16 protein-coding genes are annotated in these 14,074 nt (G+C 73.3%); 12 read left to right on the top strand and 4 right to left on the bottom strand.

All coding sequences use genetic code 11. The features are described from left to right. Positions 1-43: 43 nt before the first annotated feature. Positions 44-823 (bottom strand): lysozyme, encoded by a 780-nt coding sequence (locus ACWGIG_RS28085; protein ID WP_453324471.1) that lies wholly within the window; start codon positions 821-823, stop codon positions 44-46. Between the two features lie 180 nt (positions 824-1,003). Here ACWGIG_RS28085 and ACWGIG_RS28080 point away from each other — a divergent pair, with 180 nt between their 5' ends. From ACWGIG_RS28080 to ACWGIG_RS28070, 3 genes are all read left to right on the top strand, one after another. Then, positions 1,004-1,681 carry a class II aldolase/adducin family protein gene (locus ACWGIG_RS28080; RefSeq protein ID WP_453324470.1) on the top strand — a complete coding sequence of 226 codons (678 nt, stop codon included), beginning with the start codon at positions 1,004-1,006 and terminating at the stop codon, positions 1,679-1,681. A gap of 80 nt (positions 1,682-1,761) precedes the next feature. Further along, positions 1,762-2,904 (top strand): alpha/beta hydrolase, encoded by a 1,143-nt coding sequence (locus tag ACWGIG_RS28075; RefSeq protein ID WP_453324469.1) that lies wholly within the window; start codon positions 1,762-1,764, stop codon positions 2,902-2,904. 121 nt (positions 2,905-3,025) lie between these two features. Next, complete coding sequence (locus ACWGIG_RS28070; protein WP_453324468.1) at positions 3,026-4,429, top strand: hypothetical protein; 1,404 nt, start codon at positions 3,026-3,028, stop codon at positions 4,427-4,429. A gap of 136 nt (positions 4,430-4,565) precedes the next feature. Here ACWGIG_RS28070 and ACWGIG_RS28065 read toward each other — a convergent pair whose 3' ends face one another. Both ACWGIG_RS28065 and ypfJ read right to left on the bottom strand, forming a co-directional pair. Beyond that, positions 4,566-4,991 (bottom strand): VOC family protein, encoded by a 426-nt coding sequence (locus tag ACWGIG_RS28065; protein ID WP_453324467.1) that lies wholly within the window; start codon positions 4,989-4,991, stop codon positions 4,566-4,568. A gap of 131 nt (positions 4,992-5,122) precedes the next feature. Further along, complete coding sequence (gene ypfJ / locus ACWGIG_RS28060) at positions 5,123-6,013, bottom strand: KPN_02809 family neutral zinc metallopeptidase (protein ID WP_453324466.1); 891 nt, start codon at positions 6,011-6,013, stop codon at positions 5,123-5,125. Positions 6,014-6,306: 293 nt separating this feature from the next. Here ypfJ and ACWGIG_RS28055 point away from each other — a divergent pair, with 293 nt between their 5' ends. The 4 genes from ACWGIG_RS28055 (at position 6,307) to ACWGIG_RS28040 (ending at position 10,346) form a co-directional block, all read left to right on the top strand. Continuing rightward, on the top strand, positions 6,307-7,053 hold the full coding sequence (locus tag ACWGIG_RS28055; RefSeq protein ID WP_453324465.1) for a hypothetical protein: 747 nt from the start codon (positions 6,307-6,309) through the stop codon (positions 7,051-7,053). Between the two features lie 104 nt (positions 7,054-7,157). Further along, positions 7,158-8,756 (top strand): ABC-F family ATP-binding cassette domain-containing protein, encoded by a 1,599-nt coding sequence (locus ACWGIG_RS28050; RefSeq protein ID WP_453324464.1) that lies wholly within the window; start codon positions 7,158-7,160, stop codon positions 8,754-8,756. A 411-nt stretch (positions 8,757-9,167) separates the two neighbouring features. Then, complete coding sequence (locus ACWGIG_RS28045) at positions 9,168-9,386, top strand: helix-turn-helix domain-containing protein (protein ID WP_019060653.1); 219 nt, start codon at positions 9,168-9,170, stop codon at positions 9,384-9,386. Between the two features lie 168 nt (positions 9,387-9,554). After that, the gene (locus ACWGIG_RS28040) at positions 9,555-10,346 is read left to right on the top strand and encodes an enoyl-CoA hydratase/isomerase family protein (RefSeq protein ID WP_453324463.1); all 792 of its coding nucleotides are present in this window, start codon (positions 9,555-9,557) and stop codon (positions 10,344-10,346) included. A gap of 18 nt (positions 10,347-10,364) precedes the next feature. Here ACWGIG_RS28040 and ACWGIG_RS28035 read toward each other — a convergent pair whose 3' ends face one another. Then, a complete protein-coding gene (locus ACWGIG_RS28035) occupies positions 10,365-11,192 on the bottom strand; it encodes a nucleopolyhedrovirus P10 family protein (protein WP_453324462.1) in 828 nt (275 codons plus the stop codon). Between the two features lie 100 nt (positions 11,193-11,292). Between ACWGIG_RS28035 and ACWGIG_RS28030 the strand changes: the two genes are divergently transcribed. The 5 genes from ACWGIG_RS28030 (at position 11,293) to amaP (ending at position 13,662) form a co-directional block, all read left to right on the top strand. Continuing rightward, positions 11,293-11,799: an Asp23/Gls24 family envelope stress response protein gene (locus tag ACWGIG_RS28030; RefSeq protein ID WP_453324461.1), complete on the top strand. Its 507-nt coding sequence runs from the start codon at positions 11,293-11,295 to the stop codon at positions 11,797-11,799. A 64-nt stretch (positions 11,800-11,863) separates the two neighbouring features. Then, entirely contained in the window at positions 11,864-12,082 is a 219-nt protein-coding gene (locus tag ACWGIG_RS28025) for a hypothetical protein (protein ID WP_453324460.1), read from the top strand. Continuing rightward, positions 12,079-12,435 (top strand): hypothetical protein, encoded by a 357-nt coding sequence (locus ACWGIG_RS28020; protein ID WP_453324459.1) that lies wholly within the window; start codon positions 12,079-12,081, stop codon positions 12,433-12,435. Before ACWGIG_RS28025 ends, ACWGIG_RS28020 begins: the two co-directional genes overlap by 4 nt. Then, a complete protein-coding gene (locus ACWGIG_RS28015; protein WP_453324458.1) occupies positions 12,432-13,073 on the top strand; it encodes a DUF6286 domain-containing protein in 642 nt (213 codons plus the stop codon). The genes ACWGIG_RS28020 and ACWGIG_RS28015 overlap by 4 nt, the downstream gene beginning before the upstream one ends. 7 nt (positions 13,074-13,080) lie before the next feature. Continuing rightward, a complete protein-coding gene (gene amaP, locus ACWGIG_RS28010) occupies positions 13,081-13,662 on the top strand; it encodes an alkaline shock response membrane anchor protein AmaP (RefSeq protein ID WP_453324457.1) in 582 nt (193 codons plus the stop codon). The last annotated feature ends 412 nt before the right edge of the window (positions 13,663-14,074 follow it).

Genomic DNA, 14,074 nt, shown 5'->3' with positions numbered 1-14,074 from the left:
GTTTTCACCGGAACGGCGGCGCGGGCGGGCTCCCGCAAGGGCGTCAACGACGCGTGAACGCGCTCAACCGGCCGTGGGACCCGTTGAAGAGATTCTGGTCACCCGGAAGTGCGCCCCGGCCGTTGTTGAACTGCCAGAACGTCCAGTACGACCAGCCGGCCGGCAGCGGACCGGGCGAGGAGTGGTAGCGGGCCAGCCACAGCGCGTGGTTCCCACCGAACGCCCGGCTCTTCCCGGTGCACTCGTTCCACCAGAGCGTGGTCGTGTAGATGACCGGACGGCGGCCGGTCCTGCGCCGCACCTCGTCGCTGAAGGACCTGATCCACGCCACCATCCGACCCGGACTCAGCCCGTAGCACTTGTTCCTCTTGTTGGTCTTCTTGTACGGGTTGTTCTCCAGGTCGACGGCGGGCGGCAGCGTCCGGCCGTCGCCCCGCCAGCCCCCGCCGTTGCGTACGAAGTAGGCAGCCTGGGTCCTGCCGGACGACTGGTGCGGCAGTGCGAAGTGATAGGCGCCGCGCTTGATGCCGACCCGGCGCGAACCGTTGTACTGCTGGGAGAAGTAGGGATTGCGGTAGGTGTGGGACTCGGTGGCCTTGACGTAGACGAACGTCGCGCCCTCCTTCTCCGCCTTCCTCCAGTCCACGTTCTTCTGGTGGCCGGAGACGTCGTGCCCGCGCGGTGTGGCCGCGGCCACCGCGTGCGGACCGCCCAGCAGGACCGTGGTCCCCAGGGTCAGCGTGGCGGTGACGCCGGCCGCGGCGGACAGTGACAGGGCGCGCCGGCGGGCGCGACGACGGGACGGTTTGTGATCACGGGCCATGGTTCCCCCCGGAATGGCAACGTGCATGACAAATCAGGGCAGAGGCTACTGGAAGATCCACAAATCTCGGTCGATCTCCGGCCATTCCCGGCAGGGGAGGGGTGAAGGGGACCGGTGGGACTTACGGAGCCCCCGCCTCCGGGCTACAGTGCGCCGCCGCGGGCTGGCAGGATGCGGCACATGGCGACGGAACAGACGGAAGAGACACAGTCGGCGGACGCGATCGGGCGGGCCTGGCGGGACCTGGTGGACACCGCCCGCCGGTCGGTCGCGGACGGGCTGGTCGTCGGCACGTCGGGCAACGTCTCCGTGCGGGTGGGCGGCCTGGTCCTGGTCACCCCGAGCGGCGTCCCGTACGACCGGCTGCGCCCCGGCGACGCGGTCGGCGTCGACCTCGACGGCCACCAGATCCTCGGCGGCCTCGCCCCCACCAGCGAACTCCCGATGCACCTCGCCGTCTACCGCAACACCTGTGCCCGTGCGATCGTGCACACCCACGCCGTGCACGCCACCGCCGTCTCCACCCTCGTCGACCGGCTGCCGCTGGTGCACTACATGGCCGCGGCCATGGGAGGGCAGATACGCACCGCGCCCTATGCGACGTACGGGACCGAGGAATTGGCGGAGAACGTGCTGCGCGCGCTGCGCGAGCGCACCGGATGTCTCCTCCGCAACCACGGCACCCTCACCTACGGCGACTCCCTCGACCAGGCCTACGACCGCACGGCGCAGCTGGAGTGGATGTGCCGCCTGTGGCTCACCGCCTCCTCCGTCCCCGGCCGCTCGCCGACCCTGCTCTCCGACGCCCAGCTCGACGCCGCGGGGCAGCAACTGCGGGGCTACGGACAGCAGGGCTGAACCGCAGGTTCCCCCTGCCGTCGTCCACCGGCGGCCCCCGCCCACTGGCAGTCGCGGCCCGCTGTGCGGACACTGAAGCGGTGCACCCGGCTAAAGCGACGGCAGCGGCCGTCACCACTCTGCTCGGCCTCGGCGCGGCTGTGGTCGTGGCCGCCCGGTACGCGGGCGACGCCGCGCTCAAGGCATCGCCCGGCCGGCCTCTGCCCAGCGACCCCCGCGTCACCGTGCACGCCACGGCGCCCGGACAGGTCACCCTGACCCGCGGCCTCGCCACGCTCAGGCCCGGTACGTACGGGCTGGAGGGCGAGGGCCCCCGGGGTGAGGGCGTGCACGCCGTCGTCGGCACCGTCCTGGACGCCGCGCCGCACGAGGCGCACACGGTCGTCCGCCGCCTGGAACGGGTCACCCGCGGCACCCTGGAACCCGGCGCGAAGGTACGGCTGACCCCACAGGTCCACACCGGCGACCCGGGCAGCGCGCTCGGCCTCGACTTCGAGCACGTCGAGATCATGGGCGAGCTCGGGGCGCTGCCCGCCTGGTTCGTGCCCGGCTCCCGCACCACCTGGGTGATCACGGTGCACGGCCTGGGCACCACCCGCGAGCACCCGCTGAACGTCATGGGCCTCCTGCACCGCTACCGCCTGCCGGTACTCGACCTCGGCTACCGCGGCGACCTCGGCGCGCCCCGCTCTCCGGACGGCCTCGGCCACCTCGGCGACTCGGAGTGGCGCGACCTGGACGCCGCGATCCGGCACGCCGTGCGCCGGGGCGCCGAGCGGATCATCCTGTACGGCTGGTCCACCGGAGCCGCGATGGCCGTGCACGCCGCCTCCTCCTCCGCGGTCCGCCACGTCGTCCGCGGACTCGTCCTCGACTCCCCGGTGCTCGACCGGGAGGCGACCGTCCGCGCCCTGGCCGCCGCCCGGCGCACCCCGGCCGCGCTGCTGCCGCTCGCGGTACGGGCCGCGCAGGGCAGCACGGGACCGCACGGCGACCGGCTCCGGGAGGCCGCCGCCCCGGACGGGCTGCGCGTCCCGGCGCTGATCTTCCACGGGCCCGGCGACACGGTCGCCCCGTGGGGCCCCTCCCGTGCGCTGGCCGCCGCCCGCCCGGACCTGGTCACCCTGCACACCGTGCCGGAGGCGTCGCACGCGGCGATGTGGAACGCCGACCCGGCCGCCTACGAGGAAGCCCTCCGCCGGTTCCTCACCCCGTTGATGTAGCCCGGGCGCCGGGCCCCCGTTGGGCCCGAAGCGGCTCACGTAGCAGAAACCGACGCCCTCCGGGGGCGGCGCGCGGCATTCCGTTTGGGCTTTCGGGCAGTCAGCGGAGACACTGCTCCACGTGACGTCCCGTACACCGCGCGACTCCAGGCTCCGACTTGTCCGCCCGCGACCCCTCGCCACAGCCCGACGGGCCGTGACGAACCGGCGTACCCGCCCGGCCCCGCGTCCCCCCGAGGGGACTCCCGCCCAGGCAGAACTGGCCCGTCACGCCAGGGAGGTGCTCGCCGACGCCGCCCGGATCGCCCGCTGGGCCGACACCGAGCGCGCCCGCGGCGCCGCCCCCCGGCCCGGCCAGGCAGGCACGCTCTCCGACGCGTCCACCGAACGCGCCACCGAAGCACTGCGCCTGACCCGGGCTCAGGTCCGCGCGGGCTGGGACCGCGCCCGCCTCGCCGGACTCGTCGAGATCCACGGCGCCAACGCCCGCCCCGGCTGGCGGCTGCGCGCCTGGGACCGCGACGACGCCGCGGTGCTGCGCGGCTGGGTCGCCCTCTTCGACGCCTGGTCGCTCGTCCACCCCGCACCCGAGGGCATCGCCCCGGTCACCGTGGCGGAGGTCGTGGAGTCCGTCCCCCAGGTGCTCTCCCTCCTTCAGCTCTCGGCGGGCCCCGTCCTCGTACCGGCCCTGCTCGACCTGCTGGAACAGCGTGTCGCCGAACTGCACGAGGAGCGCTGCGAGGTACCGCCCAACCTGCACGGCATCCCCGCGCAGACCGCGCCGCACTCGCACACCGCCCCCGTACCCCTCTCCTCCCTCCTCGACTGGGTCCTCGCGGGCCTCGCCTCCGTCGGCGCGCTGACCCTCGGCGAGGGCCAGGCCACCCTGACCCCCCTCGGCAGCTGGGCGGTCTGGGTCAAGCTGGAGCAGATCTGCGTCGCCGCGCAGAGCCCCGCCGGGAACATCGAGCAGTCCGCCGACGCCATGCTCAGCGGCTGCGCCCGCCTCACCCCGGGCCCGGCCCGCGCCGAGTACCGCGCCTGGCTGGCCGCCCGGACCGTCGGCACCGCCGTCCTCGAACTCCTCGAAGTGGCCCGCGGCGAGGACGCCCTGCTCCGGGGCCTCGCCTTCGAGGCGCTGCGTGTGGTCGGCGCCCCCGCCGAGGCCGAGGTACGCGCCGCCGCCGACGAGCTCGCCCTGCGCCCGTACGCCCTGCTCTGGCTCGCCGAGCACGAGGGCACCGACCCCGAGGACGCCCACGACCTGCTCACCCGCGAGGAGTCCACCTGGCTCTGGGTGGACACCGCCGCGGCCGTCGCCGACCACGGCGAGAGCGAGCTGCTGGTCCGCCACCTCGAATCGGCGGTCCAGGGCACGGTCGCCGCCCTGCTCGACGAGGTCCGGGCCGTGGGCCACCCGCGCACCGTGCAGGTCCTGGTCGCGCTCGCCGCGGCCCACCCCGACCCGGCCCTCGCGAAGGCCGTGCGCCGCGCGGCGTTCCAGGTGCACACCGGCGGGGTCTAGGACCTGTCCGCGGGCGGCCGGGCTCGGCGGACGGACCCGGGCGGGCGGACGGGCTCGGGCATACGGGCCCCGGGCGGGCCCGGGACGGACCCCGGGCGGACGCGGCGGCGCGACCCACGTCACGCGCGCCGGGGGCTCAGCTGTGGGACCCCGGTACGTACGTGCCGAAGCACCAGACGTTGCCCTCGGCGTCCTGGGCCATGTAGTCGCGGGAGCCGTAGTCCTGGTCCGTGGGCGGCATCAGGATCTTCACCCCGAGCGCCGCTCCGTACTCCACGGCGTGCTCGTGGTGGGCGTCCGGGTCCCGCACGACGACGTAGACGCTCGTCGGGCCCGCGTCCGCCATCACCTTGTCGAACTGGCCGTCCCGGCCCTTGCTGCTCAGCATCACCGCGCCGTTGCCGTGGCTCAGCTCCGCGTGCTCGACGGTCCCGCCCTCGCCCTCGTACACCGCGCCCTTCGTGAAGCCGAAGGCCTCGGTCAGCATGACGATGGCGGCCTTCGCGTCCCGGTAGAGCAGGGTCGGGTACACGCTCGGTACGCCGGTCGTTGCCTCTGTCATGTCGCTCACCCCTCGATCCGATCGGGCCGCATTCTGTGACCCATGACACAGTCTTGCAGGGGGGTCTGACAATTGGCTCCGACCAGCGCGAATGCCGCCAAGCGGGGCTCAAGGGCTCAAATGATCACAGCTCAGCGGAAGGTGTTGCACTGCGCCATGTCGCCCGACTTGAAGCCGTTGTAGAACCACTGCTGGCGCTGCGCCGCCGACCCGTGCGTCCAGCTCTCCGGCGTCACCCGCCCCTGGAACTTCTCCTGGATGCGGTCGTCGCCGACCGCGGCCGCCGCGTCGAGCCCGTCCCGGATGTCAGCCTCCGTGAGCTGCGTGATCAGCGGCTTCCCGGTCTTCTCGTCCGGCGTGCGCGTCGCGTGCCGCGCCCAGACCCCGGCGTAGCAGTCGGCCTGGAGCTCCACGCGCACCGCGTTGCTGTTCGCGCCCTGCCGGCCGTCCTGCGAGCGGGCCAGGGTGCCCATCCGGTTCTGGATGTGGTGCCCGTACTCGTGCGCCACCACGTACGCCTGCGCGAAGGGCCCGCCGCTGGAGCCGAACTTCGTCCGCAGCTCGTCGAAGAACCCCAGGTCCAGATAGACCTGCTTGTCACCGGGGCAGTAGAAGGGGCCGACCGCCGAGGTCGCCGCACCGCACGCCGTGGAGACCCGGTCGGTGAAGAAGACCGTCCGCGCGTTCCCGTACGCCGCGCCCCGCCGTGCGAACTCCTGCCGCCAGAAGTCCTGCACGCTGTTGACCACGCCGAGGATGCGGCAGTCGTCCTTGGTGTTCGCGTCCCGCCCCGTCCTGCAGTTCTGCTGCACCTGCGCCTGCGAGGAGGCGGACGTCGCGGGCTCCTCCTCGCCCGAGGAGAGCCCCAGCTGCTCGGGGCCCACCCCGAACAACACCCCCATCACCAGTGCGATGAAGCCGACGATGCCTCCGCCGATCGTGGCCTTTCCGCCGGGAATGCGGCTCCCGCGCACGTCCCGGACCTCCGAGCTGTCCAGATTGGCGTCGTCGTCGAACTGCACGGGGCCGCACCACCCTCTGCTTTCCGCTGCCTCGGCCGACCGCCCCGCCGGTGAAGGCGAGGCCGATGCCGGCCGGGCGACGGCGGTCCGTCGCCCTGCGCCGAGTATCAGCCCATTCATCCCCTTGTGCCCCTCTTTCCAGTGCTACGGGGTCACCGCCGAACGGGGGACAGCCGCGCACCACCCGCCGTGTCGCCCGGACCCGGCCCCGCGCCCGCTTCCGCGCCGATACGTTCTGAGCCCGGCCCGCCCCGCCCCTGGGGCGGCGGCAGCACAAGGGGGAACCCGTACCGATGACCGTCCCGGCCGCCCGCCGCCCCGCCCGTCCTCGCCCGCCCGCCAGGCTCCTGCTCCCGGTCCTCGCGGCAGCCCTCGCCGTCCCCCTCCTCACCGCGGCGCACCAGGCCCGTCCCGCCCCCTACGGCGACCGCCTCACCGTCCAGGCACCGGACCCGGCGACCGGCCCCGCCCGGGCCCGGCAGCGCGCGGCCGATCCCCCACTCCGGATCCGCGAGCAGGCCGTCGAGGCGTACGACAGGGCCACCGGACGCCACCGCTGGACGTACGCCCGCACGGGGCACCACCCCCTCGTCGTGCACCCGGCCCCCGGCCACGCCTTCACGCTCTGGAGCGACGGCCTGGTCACCGACACCGTCCGCGCCGACGGCCGCGCGGTCCGCTGGCACCGGGCCATCCCCGACTTCGACGGCCGCGCCGCCGGCGTCCTGCGGCCACTCGACCCGGCGGCCGAGATGCTCGCCGTCATCAGTCCGCACCACGTCGCCGCGTACCGCACCGCCGACGGCGACCTCCGCTGGGTGCTGCCCGCGAGGTCCGGCTGCGCCTTCGCCGCCGACCGTGTCGTACGCACCGGGCGCACGCTCCTCGTCGCGCAGCCCTGCCCCGAGCCGGCCGCCTGGACCGACCAGGTCGTTCCCGTCGACGCCCTCGGCCGCGTCACGCCCGACCGCACACCGCTCGGCAACGGCCACGGGCCCGGGGGAGCCGGGCCCCGAAAAGAGGTTGCGGGCGACCGTTAGACTGGGCCGTATGGGACCTCTCCTTGCGCATTAAGCGGCGTTGAAGAAGTAAACCTCCCCGCCCGTCAAAACTTCCGCCGTCCAACCCGCACAGGAGTTTTTCCGTGATCACCGCCTCCGGCATCGAGCTGCGCGCCGGCGCCCGCATCCTCATCGAGAACGCGTCCTTCCGCATCGCCAAGGGCGACCGCATCGGCCTCGTCGGCCGCAACGGCGCGGGCAAGACCACCCTCACCAAGTGCCTCGCAGGCGAAGGCACCCCGGCGGGCGGCACCATCAGCCGCTCCGGCGAGGTCGGCTACCTCCCGCAGGACCCCCGCACCGGCGACCTCGACATCCTCGCCAAGAACCGCATCCTCTCCGCCCGCGGCCTCGACGAGGTACTGCGCAAGATGCGCGAGAACGAGGAGCGCATGTCCAGCGGACAGGGCGCCACCCGCGAGAAGGCGATGAGGAAGTACGAGCGCCTGGAGACGGAGTTCCTCACCAAGGGCGGATATGCCGCCGAGGCCGAGGCCGCCACCATCGCCGCCGCGCTCAGCCTGCCCGACAGGGTGCTCGGCCAGCCCCTGCACACCCTCTCCGGCGGTCAGCGCCGCCGCGTCGAGCTGGCCCGCATCCTCTTCTCGGACGCCGACACCCTGCTCCTCGACGAGCCCACCAACCACCTGGACGCCGACTCCATCGTCTGGCTGCGGGAATACCTCAAGTCCTACCGCGGCGGCTTCATCGTGATCTCCCACGATGTCGAGCTCGTCGAGACGGTCGTCAACAAGGTCTTCTACCTGGACGCCAACCGCACCCAGATCGACGTCTACAACATGGGCTGGAAGCTCTACCAGCAGCAGCGCGAGGCCGACGAGAAGCGCCGCAAGCGCGAGCGGCAGAACGCCGAGAAGACGGCCAAGGTCCTCCACTCGCAGGCCGACAAGATGCGCGCCAAGGCCACCAAGACGGTCGCCGCCCAGAACATGGCCAAGCGCGCCGACCGCCTGCTGGCGGGCCTGGAGGCGGTCCGCGTCTCCGACAAGGTCGCCAAGCTGCGCTTCCCGGACCCCGCGCCCTGCGGCAAGACCCCGCTGATGGCGGAGGGTCTCTCCAAGTCGTACGGCTCGCTGGAGATCTTCACCGATGTCGACCTGGCCGTCGACAAGGGCTCCCGCGTCGTCATCCTCGGCCTCAACGGTGCGGGCAAGACGACCCTCTTGAGGCTGCTGGCAGGGACCGAGAAGCCCGACACCGGAAAGGTCATCGAGGGCCACGGCCTGAAGATGGGCTACTACGCCCAGGAGCACGAGACGCTCGACCCGGACCGCACGGTCCTGGAGAACATGCGCTCCTCCGCCCCCGACCTGGACCTGGTCGAGGTGCGCAAGACGCTCGGCTCGTTCCTCTTCTCCGGCGACGACGTCGACAAGCCGGCCGGCGTCCTCTCCGGCGGTGAGAAGACCCGCCTGGCGCTCGCCACCCTGGTCGTCTCGTCCGCCAACGTCCTGCTCCTCGACGAGCCCACCAACAACCTCGACCCGGCCAGCCGCGAGGAGATCCTCGGCGCCCTCCGCACGTACAAGGGCGCCGTCATCCTCGTCACGCACGACGAGGGCGCCGTCCACGCGCTGGAGCCCGAGCGGATCATCCTGCTCCCCGACGGCGTCGAGGACCTGTGGGGCCCGGACTACGCGGACCTCGTGGCGCTGGCGTAAGCCTGCGCCGTGCCGTGGCGCTGGCATATCCCGGAGGCAAAGGACCAGGCAGTCGGCCCGGCCGGCGGCTCCGGACTGATCCACTTCGACTGGATCATTCGGCCTATGCGTGATCCTTCATCTGAGTGAGTGCCTCTCGTACCCCGGCGCGTCACACCCCGCACGGAGGCCCGCCCTGTCATGAGGCGGGCCTTTGGCGTTCACTGATCGTTTTACGGCGCTGACCTGGTGGTTCCTCGCGGTGCCCGGATTCCGGTATGGCGAAAGACACGCGGAATTCAGAATTCCGGCATCGGCTGTCACTTCCTCCGCGGCGAACCTTGTTGTACGGACCTTGCCGAATGGGTGGCCAGGAACGCGGGAAGGGGTGATCATGAGAAGTCCAGAGCGCACTTCCTTGAGGAGGCACGGGTGGCCGAGACTCTGAAGAAGGGCAGCCGGGTAACCGGCGCCGCGCGCGACAAGCTCGCGGCAGACCTGAAGAAGAAGTACGACTCCGGTGCGAGCATCCGGGCGTTGGCCGAAGAAACCGGCCGCTCCTACGGATTCGTCCACCGGATGCTGAGTGAGTCCGGAGTGACGCTGCGGGGACGCGGCGGAGCTACGCGCGGCAAGAAGGCCTCGGCCTGACAGTCACGCTTCCAGCTGTACCTGGCTCTACCCGGCTGTACCTGTACGCGTACCCACCGGTGCGTTTACGGGGTCGGTGCGGGGTCGGTCGTGGACACGGTTCGCCGGGTGGTTACTGTGCAGTCACTTAACTGGTGACGGCACCGTATCCGACCCCGGAGGCACCCCATGGCTTCGCTCGACCCCGTACTCGACAAAGACGGCGTGCAACTCACCGTCGAGGACGCCGTAGCCACGGTGACCCTGGCCAACCCGGCCAAGCGCAACGCCCAATCTCCCGCTCTGTGGCGGGCGTTGACGGAGGCCGGGAAGGCATTGCCCGGATCCGTCCGGGTGGTCGTGCTGCGCGGAGAGGGCAAATCCTTCTCCGCGGGCCTCGACCGGCAGGCGTTCACCCCGGAAGGCTTCGACGGTGAGCCGTCCTTCCTCGATCTCGCGCGTGGTTCCGATGCGGACCTCGACGCGGAAATCGCCGCGTACCAGGAGGCTTTCACCTGGTGGCGGCGGGCCGACATCATCAGCATCGCCGCGGTCCAGGGCCATGCGATCGGTGCCGGATTCCAGCTCGCCCTCGCCTGTGACCTGCGGGTCGTCGCCGAGGACGTGCAGTTCGCCATGCGCGAGACCAGCCTGGGCCTGGTGCCCGACCTCACCGGTACGCACCCGCTGACCGGCCTCGTCGGGTACGCCCGCGCGCTGGAGATCTGCGCCACCGGCCGGTTCGTCCACGCGGCGGAGGCCGAGCGCACCGGCCTCGCCAACCTCGTCGTGCCGAACGACGAACTCGACGGCGCGGTGCGGGACTTGGCCGCCGCCCTCCTGGCCGCCCCGCGCGACGCCGTCATCGAGACGAAGGCGCTGCTGCAGGGCGCGTCGGACCGTACGTACGAGCAGCAGCGCAGTGCGGAGCGTGCGGCGCAGGGGCGCAGGCTGCGGGACCTCGCGGGGCTCTCCGACTGATCGTCCGCCCCTGCTGCGTCACTTCTCGTACGTTCCGTACGCCACGTCGGTGACGAGCACGGCCACCGACGGGTGGCCCGGCAGCGCGTTCGCGACCGCGGTGCGGACCGCCAGGGCCACCTCACGCACCCGGCGTTCCCCGGTCACCGCCACCTCCATGAGGACGTGGTGGCCGGGGACCTTCGTGTCGTGGCCCGACCGGGCGCCGAGCACGCAGGTCGGGCGGGCCACGCCGGGGACGGCAGCGGCGGCGCGGGCGGCGAGGTCCCCGGTACTGCTGTCGGCCCCGGGGCTCCTGTCGTCCTCGGGACTTCCGCCGTCCTCGGGACTTCCTTCGCTCTCGTGCGGGTCGTCCGGCTGTCGCCCGGGTGGCCCAGCGGGGTCCGGCCTTTCCGCGCCGTCCCTCTCCGTGGCGTCGTCCGGTGCCTCGCCCAGCAGCCCCGTGACCCGAAGGTCCACCTCGGTCACGGCCAGCCCGAGATGGTGCTCGGCGGCCGTGAACAAGGCCGACCGCAGCCGGTCCGCCGCGTACGGAATCGGTTCCAGGGGCGAGGCCTCGAACTCCGCCTCGATGCGCAGCGGTCCGGGCGGCAGCGCGCCCGGAGGAGGCGGTACGGCGGGAGGTTCCCGTACCCCGTCCGGGCCGGCGGGACCCACCCGGAGCGCACCGAGGCGCACCCCCGCGAGGTCCTCACCGGCGCGGCGCAGTACGGCTTCCGCCGCGCGTTCCGCGAGCCAGCAGCCGTTCGCCCGGGTGCCGAGGGGCAGCAGTCTGCCCAGGCCCAGCCGCTGCCGTACCGCCTGCGTCCAGCCGCCGTCGGCGCCTGAGGGTGCTGTGGATGACATGGGTTCAGCCTGCCGCATCCACGGCGCGACATCGGGGAACCGGACTTAATGTGGCAACGGAGTCCAGTACCGCGTACCCCTCGGAAAGGGACGAACGGCGATGGCTGACACCGAACGACAGCGCAGCATGCGGCCCAGTGGCCAGGAGAAGGAACTGCCACGCACGGAGGCGGGTGCCGCACCCGGGGCAAGCACCCCGCAGCGCGGCGGCGGCGCCCCGGCGACCCGTGGACGCACCACCATCGCCGACGGCGTCGTCGAGAAGATCGCCGGGCTCGCCGCCCGCGACGTGGTCGGCGTCCACGCGATGGGAGGCGGCTTCTCCCGTACCTTCGGCGCGGTCCGTGACCGGGTGCCGGGCGGCAGCACCAAGTCCGTGAGCCGTGGCGTGAAGGCCGAGGTCGGCGAGGTGCAGACGGCACTCGACCTGGACATCGTGGTCGAGTACGGCGTCTCGATCGCCGACGTCGCCAAGGCGGTGCGGGAGAACGTGATCTCGGCGGTCGAGCGGATGACGGGTCTCGAAGTCGTCGAGGTCAACATCGCGGTCGGCGACGTGAAGCTGCCCGACGAGGAAGACGACGAGCCGGAGCAGCGGCTCCAGTGACCGGGGCAGCGGCTCCGGTGCGGTCGGCTGCGCGGCGACGGAACACGAGAGTGAGGGCGGTTCGATGAGTCTGTCTGTGGTCGGCCTGGCGGTCGGCATCGCGCTCGGATTCGCCGGGTACTTCGGCGGGTTCGGAGCGTTCGTGGTCGTCGCGGCGCTGGGACTGATCGGCTTCGTGGTCGGCCGGTACCTCGACGGCGACCTGGACCCCGGCGAGCTCCTCCGCCCGCGGGGCCGCGGCGACCGGGACCGTGACGACCGGCCCCGGACCCGGCCGCGGTGACTTCGGTCGCCCCGGTGAGCCGGGCGGTGGTCCCCGCCGCCGAGCGGGGCGCCACCCGGATCGCGGACCGGGTCGTCGCGAAGATCGCCGCGCGGGCGGCGCGGGAAGCGCTCGGCGTACTGCCGGAGGGCGGCAGCGCCCCGCACGCCGAGGTGACCGTGCACGGTGCGGCGGCCCGGGTGCGGATCGGGCTTGAGCTCGGCTACCCGTCCGACATCGGTGGTCAGTGCGCCTTGGTGCGCCGCCAAGTCACCGACCGGGTGGGCGAGTTGGCGGGCATGGCGGTGCCGGAGGTGACGGTGCTGGTCGAGCGGCTGCACCGGGTGGACCCGGAGAGCGGGAGGACGCGGTGAGCGAGCAGGTGCCCACGCTGGAGGCGGGACGGAGCCCGGCCGGGCGGCGCGGCCCCGCGCCCCGGAGACGGTTCTGGTCCGCGCGGCGGATCCCGGCCGGGGTGGCGGCCACGGTGCTGCTCGGCGCGGCGGGACTGCTGCTGTACGACGTACTGGCGGTACGGTCCGGGCGCCCCGGCATGCGCTGGCGCCGCGAGCTCGCGACGGCCCTGGCGGAGCGTCCGCTGGACCAGGTGTGGATACAGGTCGGCGCGGGCCTGGTGGTCGCGCTCGGCCTGTGGCTGGTGGTGCTCGCGGTGACGCCGGGGCTGCGGTCCCTGCTGCCCATGCGGGACCCCACGCAGGATTCCACGCCGCAGGAGGGCGCCGGGGACGGGGAGGTGCGGGCCGGGCTCGAACGGAGTGCGGCGGCGCTCGTGCTCCGCGACCGGGCGATGGAGGTGCCGGGGGTGCAGGGGGCGCGGGTACGGGTGGGACGAGGCCGGGTCACCGTACGGGCCGTCTCGCACTTCCGCGAACTGGCGGACGTACGGGAGGACTTGGGGGAGGCGATGCGGCTCGGCATCGACGAACTGGGACTGACCCGCGAGCCGGGCCTCACGGTGCGGGTGGAACGCGCGGAGGGCGGGAAGGGGTGAACGGCCCATGCGGAATCCGGTGAACAGGGTGCTCCTGGGAGCACTGGGGCTGATCTTGGTGGGAGTGGGCGGTGCGGCCCTGACGGCGGGGCTCGGCGTCAAGGTCCCGTCCTGGTGGCCCTTCGCGGGCCGCGACGACGTGCTGCTGAGCGCGGCGGACCGGACCCGGTGGAGGGATGAGGGCTGGTGGTGGCCCGTGGTCGTGGCGGCGCTGGTGGTGTGCGTGCTGCTGTCGCTGGGGTGGCTGGTGGCACAGCTGCGGAGGAAGCGGCTGGGAGTGGTCCGGGTCACCGACGAGGACGGGGCGGGGCGGGTGCTGTTGCGGGGAGCGGCGTGGGAGCGGGTCCTCCGGGAGGAGGCGGAGGCGATGGAGGGGGTCGCACGGGCCGACGTCTCCCTGATGGGCCGTCAGGACGCGCCCCGGGCACGGATCGGCCTCCTGCTCGGGCCGACCGCCACCCCGGCGGCGACGGTGGCGGAACTGGCGGCGGTGGGGGTGGCCAGGGCCCGCGATTCGGTACGTGCGCGGGGGTTGCCGGTGGTGGTGCGGGTGAGGTCGCAGCGGCGGAGGCTGCGCCGGGTCGGCTGACGGGCCCGGCCCCGAGCCGCGCCCCCCTGGCCTCCGGTCTCGAAGCTGCGCCCCCTGGCCCCCCTGGGCACAGGCTGCCCCGGCCCGGCCCGGCCCGGCCCGGCCCGGCCCATCCCATCCCGGCCCAGCCCCTGGCCTTTGGGCGCGCCGCTCTGCCGCCGCCCCAGCCTCCTTGAGCAGCGGGGCCGCCGCCTCGCCCCTTCACCCTTCACCCTCCCCCCGAGCCCTCCCCCCCCCCGACCGTCAGCCTCCTTGGGCAGCGGGGCCGCCCCTCCGCCCCCGACTCCCAGCCTCCTTGGGCAGCGGGGCCGCCCCCCGGGGGCGGGACGGGTGGGCAAGGGGGCGGCCCCCCACGCGGAGCCCCGCCCCCGTGCTCCGGCACCCGCACCGGTGCGGGCCGGTGGGCCGCGTC

The sequence above is a fragment of the Streptomyces sp. NPDC054863 genome (assembly GCF_053610825.1).
This window is presented reverse-complemented; position numbering and strand designations above follow the sequence as displayed.

Bases quoted from the DNA above. Each gene is read 5' to 3' on its own strand.
- ACWGIG_RS28065 (WP_453324467.1), bottom strand. From the start codon at position 4,991: ATGACAGAGGCAACGACCGGCGTACCGAGCGTGTACCCGACCCTGCTC.
- ACWGIG_RS28080 (WP_453324470.1), top strand. From the start codon at position 1,004: ATGGCGACGGAACAGACGGAAGAGACACAGTCGGCGGACGCGATCGGG.
- ACWGIG_RS28040 (WP_453324463.1), top strand. From the start codon at position 9,555: ATGGCTTCGCTCGACCCCGTACTCGACAAAGACGGCGTGCAACTCACC.
- ACWGIG_RS28030 (WP_453324461.1), top strand. From the start codon at position 11,293: ATGGCTGACACCGAACGACAGCGCAGCATGCGGCCCAGTGGCCAGGAG.
- ACWGIG_RS28055 (WP_453324465.1), top strand. From the start codon at position 6,307: ATGACCGTCCCGGCCGCCCGCCGCCCCGCCCGTCCTCGCCCGCCCGCC.
- ACWGIG_RS28025 (WP_453324460.1), top strand. From the start codon at position 11,864: ATGAGTCTGTCTGTGGTCGGCCTGGCGGTCGGCATCGCGCTCGGATTC.
- amaP (WP_453324457.1), top strand. From the start codon at position 13,081: ATGCGGAATCCGGTGAACAGGGTGCTCCTGGGAGCACTGGGGCTGATC.
- ACWGIG_RS28085 (WP_453324471.1), bottom strand. From the start codon at position 823: ATGGCCCGTGATCACAAACCGTCCCGTCGTCGCGCCCGCCGGCGCGCC.
- ACWGIG_RS28035 (WP_453324462.1), bottom strand. From the start codon at position 11,192: ATGTCATCCACAGCACCCTCAGGCGCCGACGGCGGCTGGACGCAGGCG.